Genomic DNA, 16,881 nt, shown 5'->3' on the forward strand with positions numbered 1-16,881 from the left:
ACGGGATGGACAACACAGCCAAAACAACCAATCAATAAAACAATTGGTATCAACAAACTTGGCACACTATTGAGTTCTCAAACAACAGACACACCCGGCACCACCACAACCTCAGCCGTGGATCGCTCCGGAGCAACTTTTCAAACTTACCCGCGCGCTTCGCCCTAGTCAAATCAGCGCTCCGACTCAGTCTTGCCAGAGGCTTCGTGGTCTTCTTGGCGGATCAACTCCGGGGAGCAGCGCGGAAATAAACTGTACCACCAGTTGGAGCGGGTGACAAAGCGGCCCCCTCCCCGGCTGCTGTCGGCGGCCGGCCGGAGCAACGCGGGGGAACGGAAAAGCCCGGAACCACAAGGTTCCGGGCTTCCACGGTCCGGGCTGGAAACGCCCGGATGTTCGGGAGGTCTCAGGCCGGAAACGACCTAGTCGGTCGCCTTGAAGTAGGCGGCACCCAGCGGCGGCAGCGTCACCGTGATCGCGGCGGGCTGTCCGTCGATGCCGTCATCGCTTGCGGTCAGCGTGCCCTCGTTCAGCACGCCCGAGCCACCGTAGGCGGCGGCGTCGGTGTTCAGCACTTCCTGCCACTGCCCGCCGGAGGGGACTCCCAGTCGGAAGTCCCGGTGCGGGGCGCCGGAGAAGTTCAAAGCGCACACCAGCGGGTTGCCGGCCGCGTCCCGGCGGATGAAGGTCAAGACGTTCCGATCAGCGTCCCCGCCGTTGATCCACTGGAAGCCGTCCGGATCGTTGTCCCGCTCGTACAGCGCCGGGGTGGAGCTGTAGAGCTCGTTGAGGTCCTTGGTCAGCAACTGCAGACCGCGGTGCGCGGGGATGTCCGCGAGCCACCAGTCGAGCCCGTACTGTTCGGACCATTCGGCTTCCTGGCCGAACTCGGTGCCCATGAAGATGAGCTGCTTGCCGGGGTGGGCCCACTGGTAGCCCAGGAAGGCGCGCAGGTTGGCGAGCTGCTGCCACCGGTCCCCCGGCATCTTGCGCAGCATGGATCCCTTGCCGTGGACAACCTCATCGTGGCTGATCGGCAGTAGGAAGTTCTCCGTGAAGGCGTACACCAAGGAGAACGTAATGGTGCCGTGGTGCCACTTGCGGTTGTACGGGTCCTCGGCCGCGTACTTGAGCGAGTCGTGCATCCAGCCCATGTTCCATTTGATCCCGAAGCCCAGGCCGCCCTGGCTGGTGGGGGCGGTGACACCCGGGAAAGCAGTGGATTCCTCGGCGATCATGACCGCGCCGGGGTGGGTCTTGTAGACGGTGGCGTTGACTTCCTGCAGGAAGGAGATCGCTTCAAGGTTCTCCCGGCCGCCGAAGCGGTTCGGCTTCCACTGCCCCTCTTGCCGGGAGTAGTCCAGGTAGAGCATCGAGGCCACGGCGTCGACCCGCAGGCCGTCGATGTGGAACTCGTCCAGCCAGTACAGTGCGTTGGCGACGAGGAAGTTGCGGACCTCGCTGCGGCCGAAGTCGAAGATCAGGGTTCCCCAGTCGGGGTGTTCGCCGAGGTTGGGGTCGGAGTGCTCGTACAGCGGCTCGCCGTCGAACTGAGCCAGGGCCCACGCGTCCTTGGGGAAGTGCGCCGGGACCCAGTCAAGGAGCACGCCGATGCCGGCCTGGTGCAGCTCGTCCACGAGGTGCCGGAACTCGTCCGGGTGGCCGAAGCGGGAGGTCGGCGCGAAATAGGACGTCACTTGGTAGCCCCAGGACCCGCCGAAGGGGTGCTCGGCGACCGGCATGAACTCCACGTGGGTGAAGCCGAGCCACTTCACGTACTCCACGAGTTCCTTGGCCAGCTGGCGGTAATCCAGGCCGACGCGCCAGGATCCCAGGTGGACCTCGTAAACGCTCATCGGCGAGTTGTGGGGGTCCCGGGCGGCGCGGGCCTTCATCCACTCCTCGTCCTTGAAGGCGTAGGAGGGCTCCACGACGCGGGACGCCGTGAGCGGTGGAACCTCGGTACCGAAGGCGAGCGGGTCCGCTTTCTCCACCCAGTGGCCGTGCCGGCCCTTGATCTCAAACTTGTAGCGCGCCCCTGCTAAAACGCCCGGAATAAACAGTTCCCACACGCCTGAGGAACCAAGCGAGCGCATGGAATACTCACGGCCGTCCCAGCCGTTGAAGTCACCCTTGATGCGCACTGCCTGGGCATTCGGGGCCCAGACCGCAAAGGACACGCCGTCGACGTCGCCCAGGGACGACTTGTAGTGGCGGACATGGGAACCGAGAACGTCCCAGAGCCGCTCATGGCGGCCTTCGCCGATCAGGTGCAGGTCGATCTCGCCCACGGTCGGCAGGTAGCGGTAGGGCTCGTCCGACTGCTGCGGTTCCTGGCCCTCGTAGGTGACCTCCAGCCGGTAATCCGGCACGTGCCCTTGTTCCACCGGCTCCAGCACGGCCACCCACACGCCACCGGACTCGTGTGACATCGGGGTGCGGCCGGCCGCGGTCACGACGGAAACGGCTTCGGCCATGTGCTTTACGGTGCGGATGGTGACGTGGCCGTAGTCGTCAAGGTGGGCGCCCAGGACCGAGTGCGGCGCGTGGTGCTCCCCTGCTGCGACCCGTGCGAGGGTGTCCGCGGCCACGGGAAGCGGGACACCGGGTCGTTCGGTACGTGCTGAACCTGTCACTTTGTTACCTTCCGCTGCGGCTTCGGCTGGAACGCCGGAGCCTGTACTGCCAAGGAGACGACGGGATGCGTTCACCGGGATGGCGAGCCAGTCGGGCCTGTTTCGTAGTTCGTAAACAACTTCGTAGAGGGCTTTGTCGAGCCACAGCGCCTCGAACAAGGGCGAGTCGCGGTCGACCGTGCCCGGGGTGACCTCCGCGTAGCCGGCCAGGAAGGCCTCCGCGCAGTCGTCCACCCAGCTTTCGGGGACCGCGGCGGCGTCGGACTCACGGTCGGCCGCGCCGGCGGCGTAGTCGAAGGACCGGAGCATGCCGACGACGTCGCGTAGCGGCACGTCGGGGAAGTTGCGTTCGGAGATCGGCCGCAACGGCTCGCCTTCAAAGTCGAGGATCGCCCAGCGCGGGGGCGTTGCCGGCCCGCCTGGAACCTGCAGGATCTGGCCCAAGTGCAAATCGCCGTGGATCCGCTGCAGGTGGCCGGCGCCGGTGCCTTCGAGCCGGGCCAGAAGCGCCTCGAGGGCGTCATCGAAGGGGCCGACGGCGGCCCCGGCTTCGGCCCAGGACTGCCGGACGCGGGCGGCCACGCCGGGGGCGATGTCGCCGCCCGGGGTCCCCTCGACGGCGGTGCCCAGCGCCTCGGCCAGCCGGCGGTGCACGGTTGCCGTGGCGACGCCCAGCCCGTGCGCTTCGGCGGTGAAGTCAGTTCCGGTGCTGGCGGCGTCGACGGCGAGGCGCCACGCGTCCAGGCCGCCGGCCAGGAATTCATGAGCGACGGCGAGCTCGCCGCGGGCTGTGCGGTCTGCCGGCTGGCCCGCGTTGCCCGCCGGGACCGTCCACTGGCCGGTCACCCAGCCGAGAGTCGCAGGGACCTCCGCGGTGTTGCCGGCGGTCAGTGCCGCGCCGATCTCCACCTCGGGGTTCTGTCCCTCGGACAGCACCCGGAAGAACTTCAGGATCGCTGCCGAAGAGCCGTCATCGACGATCACCGAGCTGTTCGATTGCTCGCCGGAGAGCACCCGGACCTTGCCGGTAGCCAACGGCAGCCGGTGATCCGATTCCACGAGGTGGCCGGCGGCGGTGCCGTCAGCCGTCGCGGCCCGTGCCTGCATCAGTTCGAGCCACGCGGCGATGAAGGCCGGATCGTGGACTCCGTCATAGACCCAGCCGGGGGCGGGGTCGGTGCCCTCCGCCGGGAGTTCCCCGAGCAACGCGGCGCTGGCTCCGGCCAGCGGCACGGTGCGCAGGCTGAGCGGCACCTGGACGACGTCGGTACGGTCGCCGTCCGCGGTCGGATACGTCACGGCCAGCAGCAGGACCTCGAGCCTGGATGCTTCCGGTGCCGGTGTTTCCGCCGCCGGGGCGGCCACCGGCCTCGCGCCGGGCCCGGCGTTCAGCTCCACGCGGCCCACCTGTTCAAAGCTGAACCGCGCGCTCTTGACCGGGAACCAGCGCTGACGCGGAAGCCAGCTCCGGAGCAGGGTGTCCAGGGCGGGGGAAAGGATGGGTCGCGTCATGTCAGCCTTCGATGGACAGGATAGGCATCGCCATGGTCTGGGGCGACGCCGGGTTGGAGGCAGCCGAGCGGATCCGCAGCCAGAAGAAGTCGTGGCTGCCCAAGGTCAAGGTCAGCGTCCCGTCATCGGAGATGGCCGGGAACGCCTGACCGCCAAAGACGTCGCGCAGGCCGCGGCCTGCGTACTGCGGAAGTTTGAGCGTGGTCGCGACCGGGTGCTGGGACAGGTTGAAGGCGCACAGGACGGTCTCCGGCTCCTCCCCTGCGGAGTTGCCGGCCGGCAAATCGCGCAGGTAGGACAGGACGACGTCGTGGTCCGCTTCAACGTGCTGGAACGACCCGAGTCCGAAGGCAGGGTGGTTCTTGCGGACGCTGAGGATCTGCCGCGTCCAGCGCAGCAGCGAACCGGAGTGCGCCGCCTCTGCTTCCACGTTGGCCATGCTGTAGTTGTAGACCAGCGACTGGATGACCGGAAGGTAGAGCTTGCCCGGGTCGGCGTTGGAGAACCCGGCGTTGCGGTCCGGGTTCCACTGCATCGGGGTGCGGACCGCGTCGCGGTCCTCGAGCCAGATGTTGTCGCCCATGCCGATTTCGTCGCCGTAGTACAGGAACGGGCTGCCCGGCAGCGAGAGCAGCAGGGCGTTGATCAGCTCGATCTCGGAGCGGGAGTTGTCCAGCAGCGGGGCCAGCCGGCGGCGGATGCCGATGTTGGCGCGCATGCGCGGATCCGGCGCGTACCAGCCCAGCATCGCCGCGCGCTCGTCGGAGGTGACCATCTCCAGGGTCAGCTCATCGTGGTTGCGCAGGAACGTGCCCCACTGAGCGCCCTCCGGAATGTCCGGGGTGTCCTTCATCGTCTCGATGATCGGCGCGGCCTTCTGGTCCCGCAGTGCGTAGTACAGCCGCGGCATGATCGGGAAGTGGAAAGCCATGTGGCATTCGGGTTCCTCTTCGCTGCCGAAGTACTCGACCACTTCCGCGGGCGGCTGGTTGGCTTCGGCGATGATTACCCGTCCCGGGTAGCTCTCGTCGACCATCCGGCGCAGCTGGCGGAGGAACTCGTGCGTCGCCGGCAGGTTCTCGCAGTTGGTGCCTTCCTCTTCAAAGAGGTAGGGGATGGCGTCTGCGCGGAAACCGTCAATGCCCTGGTCCAGCCAGAACCGGACGACGTCGAAGAGGGCGTCGATAACTTTGGGGTTCTCAAAGTTCAGGTCCGGCTGGTGGCTGAAGAAGCGGTGCCAGAAGAACTGGCGGCGGATCGGATCGAACGTCCAGTTAGACTCCTCGGTGTCCACGAAGATGATGCGGGCGTCCTGGTACTTCTCGTCCGTGTCGCTCCAGACGTAGAAATCCCCGAAAGGACCGTCCGGGTCCTTGCGCGATTCCTGGAACCAGGGGTGCTGGTCAGAGGTGTGGTTCAGCGGCAAGTCAATGATGACGCGCACGCCTCGGGCGTGGGCCTCCGCGACGAGGCGTTTGAAATCGCTGATCGTGCCGAATTCGTCCAGCACGGAGTTGTAGTCGGAGATGTCGTAGCCGCCGTCGCGCAGCGGGGACTGGAAGAACGGCGGCAGCCACAGGCAGTCGACGCCGAGCCACTGCAGGTAATCCAGTTTTTCGATCAGGCCGTGGAAGTCGCCGGAGCCGTCACCGTTGCCGTCCGCGAAGCCCCGGACCAGGACCTCATAGAAGACCGCCTTGCGGTACCAGAGGGGATCGTGCTGGAGGCCCGGTGCGTTCAGTTCAAAGTTTCCCTTCGGCGTGAAGTGCTGGCTGGGGTTGCCTGGACTAAAACTCACTGGTGGGACCTCCGAATGTGCAGGATGTGGGCGGGTTCGACGTGCGCGTCGAGGCGTACGTAGTTGTACTCGCCCCATTCCCAGCTTTCGCCGGTCAGCAGGTCCTGGACGATGTATCCGCCGTTGTGGGTCAGGTCCTCGGGATCCAGCTCGAGGGCGGCAAGGTCCAGCGACACCGTGCTTTCCCGGATGCCGTGCGGGTCCACGTTGACCACAATGATCAGGGTGTCCTTTGTGCCGTCCGGGAGGGTCTTGTGCTTGGAGTACACGACGGTCGCATTGTCGGTGCTGGTGTGCAGGGTCAGGTTCTGCAAGTCGCCGAGCGCGGGATGGCTGTGCCGGATCTCGTTGAGCCGGGTGATGTACGGGGTCAGCGTGCGGCCGGACTGCGCTGCCGCGTCCCAGTCTCGGGCCTTGTACTCGAACTTCTCGTTGTCGATGTACTCCTCCGCGCCCGGCCGGGCCACGTGCTCGTACAGTTCGAAGCCGGCGTACACGCCCCAGATGGGGCTCGCGGTGGCGGCGAGCGTGGCGCGGATCTTGAAGGCCGCAGGGCCGCCGTACTGCAGGTACTCGGTGAGGATGTCCGGGGTGTTGACGAAGAAGTTCGGCCGGAAGTAGGCCGGGGATTCGTGGCTGACTTCCTGGAAGTACTCCTCCAACTCCTCCTTGGTGTTGCGCCAGGTGAAGTAGGAGTAGGACTGCTGGAAGCCGGCCCGGCCGAGGGCGTGCATCATCGCCGGCCGGGTGAACGCTTCGGCGAGGAAGACGACGTCGGGGTGTTTCTTGTTGACCTTGGCAATCAGCCACTCCCAGAACCACACCGGCTTGGTGTGCGGGTTGTCCACGCGGAAGATCTTGACCCCGTGGCTGACCCAGAGCAGGACAATCCGGAGGATTTCGTTGGACAGGCCGGCGGGGTCGTTGTCGAAGTTGAGCGGGAAGATGTCCTGGTACTTCTTGGGCGGGTTCTCGGCATAGGCGATGGTGCCGTCCACGCGGGTAGTGAACCATTCCGGATTGCTCTGCACCCAGGGGTGGTCCGGAGCGGCCTGAAGCGCCAGGTCCAGGGCGACCTCCAGTCCGAGTTCGCCGGCGCGGGCTACGAACGCATCGAAGTCCTCAAAGCTGCCCAGGTCGGGATGGATGGCATCGTGGCCGCCCTCCTTGGCACCGATCGCCCAAGGCGAGCCGGGGTCGTGCGGTCCGGCCAGCAGGGTGTTGTTCGGACCCTTGCGGTGCTGGGTTCCGATTGGGTGGATCGGGGGCATGTAGATAACGTCGAAGCCCATGGCGGCGACGGCGTCGAGGCGCTTCGCGGCGGTCTGGAACGTGCCGGAGGTCCATTCGCCCGTCTCGTGGTTGCGGACGGCGCCCTCGGAACGCGGGAAGAACTCGTACCAGGCGCCGCGGCCGGCGAGCTCGCGCTCCACCAGCAGCGGGTAGGGCTCGGAGACGGTGACCAGTTCGCGAATCGACTGCCGGTCGATGACGCTCGCGACGTCGGCGCTGAAGCCGGCGGCGAGGCGTTCCTCCGGCGTCTTCGAGGCGTCGGAGAGGCCGACGACGGCGATCCGGAGCGTCCGCCGGTCGGCGGAGGGCCGGCTGGCATCCTCGGAGGCCTCGGTCAGCAGCGCGGCGCCCTCGGCCAGCATCAGCTCGACGTCGATGCCGGCTTCGACCTTGACCTCGGCGTTATGGTGCCAGGTGCCGTAGCGGTCGTGCCAGGCCTCGATGACGAAGGACCAGAATCCGGTGCCGGACGGGGTGAGCAGGCCTTCCCAGAGGTCGGTGCCTTTGCCCCGGTCTCCGCGCGGCGGCGCGAGCCGCACGCGCTGGCGTTCCTTGCCCCGGGGATCCAAGAGCACAGCGCTCACACCGAGCATGTCGTGGCCCTCGCGGAAGGCTGTGGCGCCCACGACGACGCTCTCTCCTACTACCGCTTTGGCTGGAAACCTGCCGTTTTCAACCGCGGGCTGCACGTTGGTGATCGGAAACCTGCCGAATTTCAGCCCATCAGTAATCAGGGCCTTCGGCTTTTGCTTGGATGCGGCACTGGCTCGGGAGTTAGTCGTCACAACCTCGACGTTATCTACAAATCGCACAGAATGCTAAGCCTGCTCACTTTCTTGCGCTGATCTTGGGGCTCATCCGACATTTACCGGAAAGAAACCCAAAGCAGTTCCGGGGCCTCGACTTCTGGATTAGTGTTTCGCAGGTGAAGGCTATCCGGAGATTTACCGTCAGAACCGTTCTCCCCGAATCGATCCGGCCCCTGGCGCGGCTCGCCACCAACCTTCGCTGGTCGTGGCACCTGCCGACCCGGGAGCTTTTCGAGCAGCTGAACCCGCAGATCTGGGCCGAAAGCGCCCAGGATCCTGTGACCTTCCTGGGCCTGGTGAGCCGGGAAGAGCTGCAGCGCCTCGCGGCGGACCAGGAGGTGGTCCGCCGCGTCCACGCGGCCGCCGCAGACCTGGACGCTTACATCGAACAGCCCCGCTGGTACCAGGGCCTGGGAGAGGATGCCCCGCGCTGCATCGCGTACTTTTCCCCCGAGTTCGGCATCACCGAGGTCCTGCCGCAGTACTCCGGCGGCCTCGGCATCCTGGCCGGAGACCACCTGAAAGCAGCCTCGGACCTCGGCGTCCCGCTGATCGGCGTCGGCCTGCTGTACCAGGCCGGCTACTTCAAGCAGTCCCTCTCCCGCGACGCCTGGCAGCAGGAGACGTACCCGGTGCTGGACCCGGACGGCCTGCCACTGACCCTACTGCGCGAGGCAGCGCCGGACGGCAACGGCCGGCCGGTCGAAATATCACTGCCGCTGCCCCACGGTCGCCGCCTGCTGGCGCACGTGTGGCGGGCCGACGTCGGGCGCGTCCCGCTACTGCTGCTGGACTCCAATGTGCCCGGCAACGACGACGCTGCCCGCGGCATCACTGACCGTCTGTACGGCGGCGGCGGCGACCACCGGCTGCAACAGGAGCTCCTGCTGGGCATGGGCGGGGTCAAGGCCCTCCGCGCCTACCAGCGGTTGACCGGCGCCCCCGCACCCGAGGTCTTCCACACCAACGAAGGCCACGCCGGTTTCCTCGGCGTCGAACGGATCCAGGAATTGATGTCCGGGGAAAATCCGCTCAGCTGGGACGAAGCCCTGACCGCCGGGCGCGCCTCGACGGTCTTCACAACCCACACCCCGGTACCGGCCGGCATCGACCGTTTCGAGACCTCGCAGATCGAGCACTTTTTCGCTGCCGGCCTGGCCCCCGATGTTCCGACCGCAAAGATCCTGGACCTGGGCCGCGAAGACTTTACTGAGGGCAACCCGTTCGTCTTCAACATGGCGGTCATGGGGCTGCGGCTGGCGCAGCGCGCCAACGGCGTCGCGAAGCTGCACGGCGTCGTGTCCCGCGGCATGTTCTCTGCGCTCTGGCCGGGATTTGACCACACCGAGGTGCCCATCACCTCAGTCACCAACGGCGTCCACGTCCCCACGTGGGTGGATCCGCGGATCTCACAGCTGGCCCGCGAACAATTCGGCTCCGACGCGGAGACGGAGGGCCGTTGGGATCTGGCCTACAACGTTACGGACGAGGCATTGTGGGCGCTCCGGCGGGAGATGCGGGTCTCCCTCGTGGAGGACGTCCGGCGTCGGCTACGCGCGGCCTGGAAGAAACGTGGGGCGGCGGACGCTGAACTGTCCTGGACCGACTCGGTGCTCGATCCGGACATCCTGACAATCGGCTTCGCCCGCCGGGTGCCCACCTATAAGCGCCTGACCCTGATGCTCCGGGACCCCGAGCGGCTCAAGGCTCTGCTGCTGCACAAAACCCACCCGATCCAGTTGGTGATCGCCGGTAAATCCCACCCGGCCGATGACGCCGGCAAGAAGATGATCCAGGACCTGGTCCGTTTCACCGACGACCCGGAAGTCCGGCACCGGATCGCATTCCTGCCCAACTACGACATCGCCATGGCACGGACCCTGTTCCCTGGCTGTGATGTCTGGCTCAACAACCCGTTGCGCCCGCTGGAAGCCTGCGGCACCTCCGGCATGAAGGCGGCGATCAACGGCTCGCTCAACCTCTCCGTGCTGGACGGCTGGTGGGATGAAATGTACGACGGCGAGAACGGCTGGGCGATCCCGACGGCCAACAACGACGCCTCCCCGGAGGAACGCGACGACATTGAGGCCGCCGCGCTGTACGAGCTCCTCGAAACCCAGGTCGCGCCGAAGTTCTACGGCCTCACCGTCTCCGCGGGTGCAGGCGCTGCAGGCCCGTCGCAGTCGGAGCCGCAGAAGGTGCCCACGCACTGGGTATCGATGATCAAGCACACCATGACGCATCTGGGCCCCGCCGTGTCTGCGGACCGGATGCTGCAGGACTACGTCAACGTCCTCTACCGGCCCGCGGCCGTCGCCGGCCGGCACGCCTCGGCGAACAACTTTGCCGAGGCGAAGGCACTGGCCGCCTGGTGCTCCCGGGTCCGCGCAGCCTGGCCGCAGATCCAGGTCGAGCATGTGGACTCCGTGGGCGTTTCGGAGGATCCGCAGATAGGCGACGACCTGCAGGTGAACGCCTACGTGGCGCTCCACGATCTGCCGCCGGAGGACGTGGCGGTGGAGGTGGCCTATGGCCGCGCCGAGGACAACGACCAGCTGAGCGACGTCACCGTGATCGAGCTGAAATCGGCCGAGGACCTGGGCAAAGGCCGTTACTTGTTCAGCGGCACCCTTGTGATCGACCGGTCCGGTTCGTTCGGTTACACCGTCCGGGTGCTGCCCAAGCACGAGGGGTTGGCGTCGAAGGCCGAGCTGGGTTTGATCGTCAACGCCTGAGCGGGCCCGCGTTTGCTCTGGTCGCTGGATCGGTGCCCCCGCTAGAGGCAGACGGCGATGACTTTGAGATCCTGGCCGGCGTAGCGCTCGGCGTCTTGCAGGACTTCGCAGATGATGCCGAAGGCGCGGTCGGCGCGGAAGGCGGCCGGGACCTGCCAGATGACGGTGACCGGCCGCTGCCCGTTCTCGCTGGCGGCATCCGCGAAGTCGTGCAGGGAGTCGTTGAGGGCGTCGAGGTTGACTCCGTAGTGGTCCGGGAAATCCAGGACTTCCCCGAAGGCTGCCAGGACTGCCTTCTTCGAATCCGCGGCCGGGATGATCAGCGCGCGGCGGCCGGCGTCGTGGACCTGTGCCCGGAGTTTTTCAAGGGTCCAGGTGTCCGCGGAGAAAATTCTCATGTCAGCCTTACTTGCCTTCTGCGATGAATTTGAACGATTCGTAATGGTCGTCGGTGTAGTACTTTTTCCCCGGCGTCGCCTGCCACGATCCGGCGGGCGCCCCGGTCCGACTCCCCTGGCGTCCGCACCGTGTACTCGCGGTAGTACCCGGAGGCCCTCTGCGGCAGAACCCTCTCGAAGTTTCCGAACGGAACGTTGTCCCTCGAGTAGGGGTACGGGCCGCCGCGGGCGATCAGCTGGAGCGTCTGCCGCGCCTCCGGCGGGAGCTGCGATGCCTTGATTTCCGGCAGCCGGGACGGATTGGCGACGCCGGCCTGCGTCGCCCGGGCAGCGGCCGAGGTCTGCGCGGGGTTGATTCTCTGCCCGGGGCTTGTCTCCCCGGGGGTTGTCCGCCCGAGGCTGCTCGGCGCAGGACCGGCCTGCCCTGCATTGGGCGGCGCGGTGCCGGGCTCCGGGCTGGCGAGCACAAAGGCCAGCACCACCAGTCCAAGCAACACGGCGAGCAGACCTATCAGCCGCTGGATTTTCATGCGTGCGAACCTATCGCTTTCCCCAATGTCTACCCATTTTCTCCCAGCCGGCGAACGGCTAGACCCGGTAGATGTTGATGCTGTTGGCCTGGACCACGTCCCGTTCGCCGGAGGAGATCCGGGTGCCCTGGCGTTGGTCGTGTAAATCGGAGGTGGTCAGCCGCAATTCGTAGAGCCGGGGACCGGAGCCGTCGTCGTTAGGGACCGCCGGAAGCGTGACCTTCACGTCTTCAGCGCCGCCATTGACCACCACGAGACCGTCCACGCGGCCGACGTCGGACCCGAGCAGGAGCTGCACCACCCGGTGGCTCGGATCCTGCCACCGCTCGGCGGACATCTGTTCGCCATGCGCGTCGAACCAGTGGAAGTAGGACTGCTGCTCACGCGAGGGATAATCGTGCGGCTGGCCGGCGAGAAACTCCTTGCGCAGCCTGATCACACGCTTGGTACTGCGGAGCATGGAGTGCGACTCCGGGGTGCTGGTCCAGTCGATCCACGTGATGGGGTTGTCCTGGCAGTACGCGTTGTTGTTTCCCTGTTGGCTGCGGCCAAGCTCGTCGCCGGCGGTAATCATCGGCACGCCGAGAGAGATCATCAACGAGGCCATCAGGTTGCGGCTGCTCTGTGCCCGCCTTTTGAGGACGGCCTCATCCTCGGTCCGGCCCTCAAAGCCGTGGTTGTAGCTGCGGTTGTCGCCGTGGCCGTCGCGGTTCTGCTCACCGTTAGCCTCGTTGTGCTTGCGGTCGAAGGCGACCATATCGGCCAGGGTGAACCCGTCGTGGGCAGTGATGAAATTGACCGAAGCCAGCCGGCCCCGTCCCGAGGGTGCGAAGAGCTCCGCGGAACCCGAGAGCGCATCCGCGAGCCGTGCCACCGATCCGCCCTGCCCGCCGGCGTCGATGGCGGCCCGGTCGGCCAGCCAAAAGGTGCGCACGGCGTCGCGGAAATGGTCGTTCCAGTCCACCCAGCCGACGGGGAAACGGCCGGTCTGCCACCCGCCGTAGCCGATGTCCCACGGTTCGGCGATGAGCTTCGCTTCGGACAGCACAGGGTCCGCTGCGACGGCGACCAGGAAGGGATGTCTCGGGTCGAACTCGTTCGCGGCGTTGCGGCACAAGGTAACGGCGAGGTCGAAACGGAAGCCGTCGACGTGGAATTCGTTCACCCAGTACCGCAGCGAGTCCAGCACCAGCTGCACCACGCGCGGCTCACCGAAGTTCAGTGTGTTGCCGCAGCCGGTGGTATCCACGTACTTGCCGTGTCCGTCGTGGCGGTAGTACTGCAGTTCGCCCAGGCCGCGGAAACTCAGTGTTGGCCCGTCGGTGCCGCCTTCCGCGGTGTGGTTATAGACGACGTCGAGGATTACCTCAAGCCCGGCTGCGTGCAGCAGCTTGACCATGCCCTTGAACTCGTCCTGCACTGCCTGCGGGCCCGACTCCCGGGCTGCCTGGGTGGCGTAGCCGGGATGCGGCGCGAAGAACGCCGCCGTGTTGTAGCCCCAGTAGTTGGTCAAGCCCAGGTTCTGCAGATGCAGTTCGTCGATGTGGAAGTGGACCGGCAAGAGCTGGACAGCGGTGACGCCGAGCGAAACCAGGTGCTCGACCATGGCCGGGTGCGCCATGCCGGCGTAGGTTCCCTGAAGATGCTCCGGGATGTCCGGATGCAGCATCGTCTGGCCGCGGACATGAGCCTCGTAGATGATGGTGTTGCGCCAGGGAGTCCGCGGACCCTGGTCCACGCCCCAGTCGAAGTCGCTCGACATCCGGACGCTGGTGATGAAGTTGTCCCGCTCATCCACGCCGCGGCCGTACGGGTCCAGCAGCAACGGCTGCACGCCGTCGGCGTCGAAGTCCATCGTGGGCACCGGCAGGGGAAAGGCCTCGTCTGCCGGGGAGGCGCGCAGTCCATAACGCGAGCCGACGGGCAGGCCCTCGACGATGCCGTGGTGCACGCCGTCCGTGACGTTCGGCAGAGTGCTCACCTGCCAGTTGCCGCGGGGAACCTGGTACACGATCTCCAGAGTGGCTACGCCGGGGGCATAGACCGCCACGTTTGCAAAGCCGCCCCGGGGATCGTCCGTCACCGGAGAACCCGTGCGGGGGACGCTGACGCCGAGCGGCATCGGCCGCGAAGCATCCACGGTGGTAGCTGGCTCTACAAAGGACTTGACCATCGCTTATAGCTTAGCCGGGGACGACAAGTGGGGGCCTTTCCGTCCGGCCGGTTACGACGGCGCAGAGCCAGGGGCGCCGAGCCAGGGGCGCCTTCTGCCCTGCGCCGGCGTCGGGCTAGCCGATCGGCGCCGCCATCTCCCGGACGCGGTAGCTGGCGCCGATGGTTTCGCCGGTTACGGGGTCGCCCAGCTCCACACGCCAGGTGGGCGCGAATTGGTCCACGCCGTGGACCATGGCTACCGTGCCGGACAGCAGTACCGTCCCGGGCTTGTTGAGGTTCCGCTCCTCGAGCTTTTCGATCCAGTAGTCCGGGCTCAGGAGCGCCCCCATGGTGCTGTCCTGGATTAGAGTTTCCACCCCGTCCTGGTCCGTGACCCATCCACGGATGGTAATGCTGTCCAGGTGGTCGCGAACGTCGTCGAGCCTCCAGGCTTTCTTGCCGAGAACGTCGGGGCTCGCGTTCTTGCTCCAAGCGACGCCGTGGACCTCCAAGGCGCGGTCCGTATGGTCGCAGGCCACCGTGAGCAAGGGGCCCTGATCCGAAATCACAAGGGCCCACTCCGCTTCGCCGGAAGTCCTGGTGTGCTGGACGTCCACGACATCCGGCTGGGCAGCAAGATACGGGGACACGGGGTAAAGCGCCGGCGTGGTGCTTGGGCCCGGGACCCCGAGTTCGGCGAGCTCTGCGATGTGGGCCTGCACCTCGTCCTGCTCGCGCCCGGCGTACCCAGCGTTAAGGAGGTCGGTGACCTCCACGGAAACCGTGGAACCGTCCGTCAGTTCAAATGTCAGCTCAGTCATGGTCAGTCCTTCTTGGTCGGGTCCCTGAATTCACACAGTGTTTACAAATAACACTCGCCATATCGGTGTTCGTATGCCTAATGTATACAACATGCATAGGGAGTGACGCCAGTCACCTGCAAGCGAAAGGAAGCCCCATGGCAGCCAACCCCGAGTCCGCGGCGCCGCCGGCGCCGGAGGAGTCTTTGGACAGGAAGAGCCTCCTCAAGGCCTTCGCCGCCAGCCTCACCGGCACGTCCCTAGAGTGGTACGACTTCGCCGTCTACTCTGCGGCCGCCGCCGTAGTCTTCCCGGCTATTTTCTTTCCGGCCAGCGATCCTCTGACCGGAACCATGCTGGCGTTCTCGACATATGCGGTGGGCTACGTCTCGCGGCCGGTAGGCGGAATCATCTTCGGCCGGCTGGGTGACCGGATTGGGCGAAAGAAGGTGCTGGTGGTGACGTTGATGCTCATCGGCCTCGCCACTTTCCTTATCGGCCTGCTGCCCACGTACAACAACGTCGGCATGGTCGCCGGTGCACTGCTCGTGGTGTTGCGCTTCGCGCAGGGCGTTGGTGTGGGCGGCGAGTGGGGCTCCGCGGTGCTGCTCTCCAGTGAATTCGGCGACCCTCGGCGCCGCGGCTTTTGGTCCTCTGCTGCCCAGATCGGCCCGCCGGCCGGCAACCTTCTGGCCAACGGTGCGCTGGCTTTGCTGACCACTTTGCTTTCCGAGCAGGCCTTCCTTGATTACGGCTGGCGCATAGCGTTCCTCGTGTCTGCCATTCTCGTCGGCTTCGGTCTCTGGATCCGCTTGAAGCTGGAAGACACCCCGGTGTTCCGTGCCATCGAAGCGAAAGGCGACGCACCCAACGCCCCCATCACCGAGGTCTTCAAGCACGAACTGCGTCCGCTGGTTGCGGCCGTCCTGAGCCGCGTCGGACCGGACGTGCTCTACGCCATGTTCACGGTGTTCACCCTGACCTACGGGACAACGGCGCTGGGCCTTCAGCGCAACCAGGTGCTCATCGCGGTCATGATTGGCTCCGCTTTCCAACTGGTGTGCATCCCGCTCGCCGGCGCGGTATCGGACCGGATCAACCGCCGCCTGGTCTACGGCGGTGCCGCCGTCGCCGGCGCCATTTGGTCATACATCTTCTTCATAGTTCTGGCCGGTAAATCGCCAGTGGTGCTTGTGGTCGGCATCGTATTGGGGCTGCTGACCCACTCGTTCATGTATGGCCCCCAGGCGGCCTTCGTCGTCGAACAGTTCTCCCCCAGGCTTCGCTCCACCGGCTCTTCTCTTGCCTACACGTTCGCCGGGGTGATCGGCGGGGCCATCGCGCCGCTGATGTTCACCGTCCTGTTGAGCGCGTTCAACAGCTGGGTTCCAGTCGCGGCCTATGTCACCGTCGCCTGCGTCCTGACGCTCGTGGGGCTGCTCCTTGGGCGGGACTCGAATGTTCAGGAGGACGAGGATTACCTCGAGAGCTACGCCGAAATCCAGACCGTCCGGGCCGGGGCATAGGCCGGATCAGGCCCGAAGGAACAAATCGAGCGTGACGGCGAGGTGATGGTCGATGGCTGCCTGTGCGGCCTCCACCTCACCTCGCCGGAGTGCGGCCAGGATGACGCCGTGCTCGTCGCAGACTCGGATCTGACGGTCCTGCGTGCGGAAGAGCGCTTCGACACCGACGAAAACCTGACGGGCGCGCAGCCGGTTGTAGGTCTGCGAAATGAGCTCATTGGCACCCGCGTCGACGAGGAGCTGATGGAAATGCTGATCCAGCCGAATGAATTCCGTCGCCTGGTCCCGGCCGGCTTCGCCGGTCGTCTCGGCCAGGATCTTGCGCTGCTCGTCGAGGGTCTCTGCCATCTGCTCCACCGGAGCCGTTCCATCGCGGATAGTCGTAGCCGCCACGTGTCGTTCCAAGACTCCGCGCAACTCGAACAGTTCGGCGATCTGGCGACCCGAAATGACCGGAATCAAGGCGCCCCTGTTCGGGATCAACTCAATCAACCCGTCCGAAACCAGCAGCAGCAGCGCTTCACGAACCGGGGTGCGCGACACACCGATGTCCTTGGCGAGTTCTTGCTCATTGACGAACTTGCCCTGCATGGTGGGGTCCACGAGTATCTGGTCCCGCAAATATTCGTAGGCCCTTTGCCGGCCTGTCGCTGCATCCCCTGATCGCTGTTGCATACTTTACGTATACAC

General features: G+C 65.9%; 10 protein-coding genes. 2 read left to right on the top strand and 8 right to left on the bottom strand.

Annotated features, from left to right (window positions below; genetic code table 11):
- Window positions 1-422 precede the first annotated feature (422 nt).
- The 3 genes from QFZ61_RS00955 to QFZ61_RS00965 are packed head-to-tail and all read right to left on the bottom strand — an operon-like array spanning window position 423 to window position 8,024.
- A complete protein-coding gene (locus QFZ61_RS00955; protein WP_307032490.1) occupies window positions 423-4,148 on the bottom strand; it encodes a 1,4-alpha-glucan branching enzyme in 3,726 nt (1,241 codons plus the stop codon).
- A 1-nt stretch (window position 4,149) separates the two neighbouring features.
- Window positions 4,150-5,946: a maltose alpha-D-glucosyltransferase gene (gene treS, locus QFZ61_RS00960; protein WP_307032492.1), complete on the bottom strand. Its 1,797-nt coding sequence runs from the start codon at window positions 5,944-5,946 to the stop codon at window positions 4,150-4,152.
- A complete protein-coding gene (locus QFZ61_RS00965) occupies window positions 5,943-8,024 on the bottom strand; it encodes an alpha-1,4-glucan--maltose-1-phosphate maltosyltransferase (RefSeq protein WP_307032494.1) in 2,082 nt (693 codons plus the stop codon). Before QFZ61_RS00965 ends, treS begins: the two co-directional genes overlap by 4 nt.
- A gap of 140 nt (window positions 8,025-8,164) precedes the next feature.
- Here QFZ61_RS00965 and glgP point away from each other — a divergent pair, with 140 nt between their 5' ends.
- On the top strand, window positions 8,165-10,783 hold the full coding sequence (gene glgP / locus QFZ61_RS00970; RefSeq protein WP_307032496.1) for an alpha-glucan family phosphorylase: 2,619 nt from the start codon (window positions 8,165-8,167) through the stop codon (window positions 10,781-10,783).
- Window positions 10,784-10,824: 41 nt separating this feature from the next.
- On the opposite strand, the gene QFZ61_RS00975 is transcribed toward glgP, so the two are convergent.
- The 4 genes from QFZ61_RS00975 to QFZ61_RS00990 all read right to left on the bottom strand — a co-directional run bounded on the left by QFZ61_RS00975 (window position 10,825) and on the right by QFZ61_RS00990 (window position 14,686).
- Complete coding sequence (locus QFZ61_RS00975) at window positions 10,825-11,181, bottom strand: barstar family protein (protein WP_307032498.1); 357 nt, start codon at window positions 11,179-11,181, stop codon at window positions 10,825-10,827.
- Window positions 11,178-11,711, bottom strand: coding sequence for a ribonuclease domain-containing protein (locus QFZ61_RS00980; protein ID WP_373427108.1), 534 nt, complete (start codon window positions 11,709-11,711; stop codon window positions 11,178-11,180). Before QFZ61_RS00980 ends, QFZ61_RS00975 begins: the two co-directional genes overlap by 4 nt.
- A 58-nt stretch (window positions 11,712-11,769) precedes the next feature.
- Complete coding sequence (gene glgX, locus QFZ61_RS00985) at window positions 11,770-13,884, bottom strand: glycogen debranching protein GlgX (RefSeq protein WP_307032500.1); 2,115 nt, start codon at window positions 13,882-13,884, stop codon at window positions 11,770-11,772.
- A 115-nt stretch (window positions 13,885-13,999) separates the two neighbouring features.
- Window positions 14,000-14,686, bottom strand: a complete 687-nt coding sequence (locus QFZ61_RS00990; protein WP_307032502.1) for a DUF2848 domain-containing protein — start codon at window positions 14,684-14,686, stop codon at window positions 14,000-14,002.
- 137 nt (window positions 14,687-14,823) lie between these two features.
- On the opposite strand from QFZ61_RS00990, the gene QFZ61_RS00995 reads away from it, so the two are divergent.
- Window positions 14,824-16,191, top strand: coding sequence for an MFS transporter (locus tag QFZ61_RS00995; protein ID WP_307032504.1), 1,368 nt, complete (start codon window positions 14,824-14,826; stop codon window positions 16,189-16,191).
- Between the two features lie 6 nt (window positions 16,192-16,197).
- Here QFZ61_RS00995 and QFZ61_RS01000 read toward each other — a convergent pair whose 3' ends face one another.
- Window positions 16,198-16,866, bottom strand: coding sequence for a GntR family transcriptional regulator (locus tag QFZ61_RS01000; protein ID WP_307032506.1), 669 nt, complete (start codon window positions 16,864-16,866; stop codon window positions 16,198-16,200).
- Window positions 16,867-16,881 lie beyond the last annotated feature (15 nt).

Origin of the sequence: Arthrobacter sp. B3I4, from assembly GCF_030816855.1 — a bacterium.
Classification (GTDB): Bacteria; Actinomycetota; Actinomycetes; order Actinomycetales; family Micrococcaceae; genus Arthrobacter.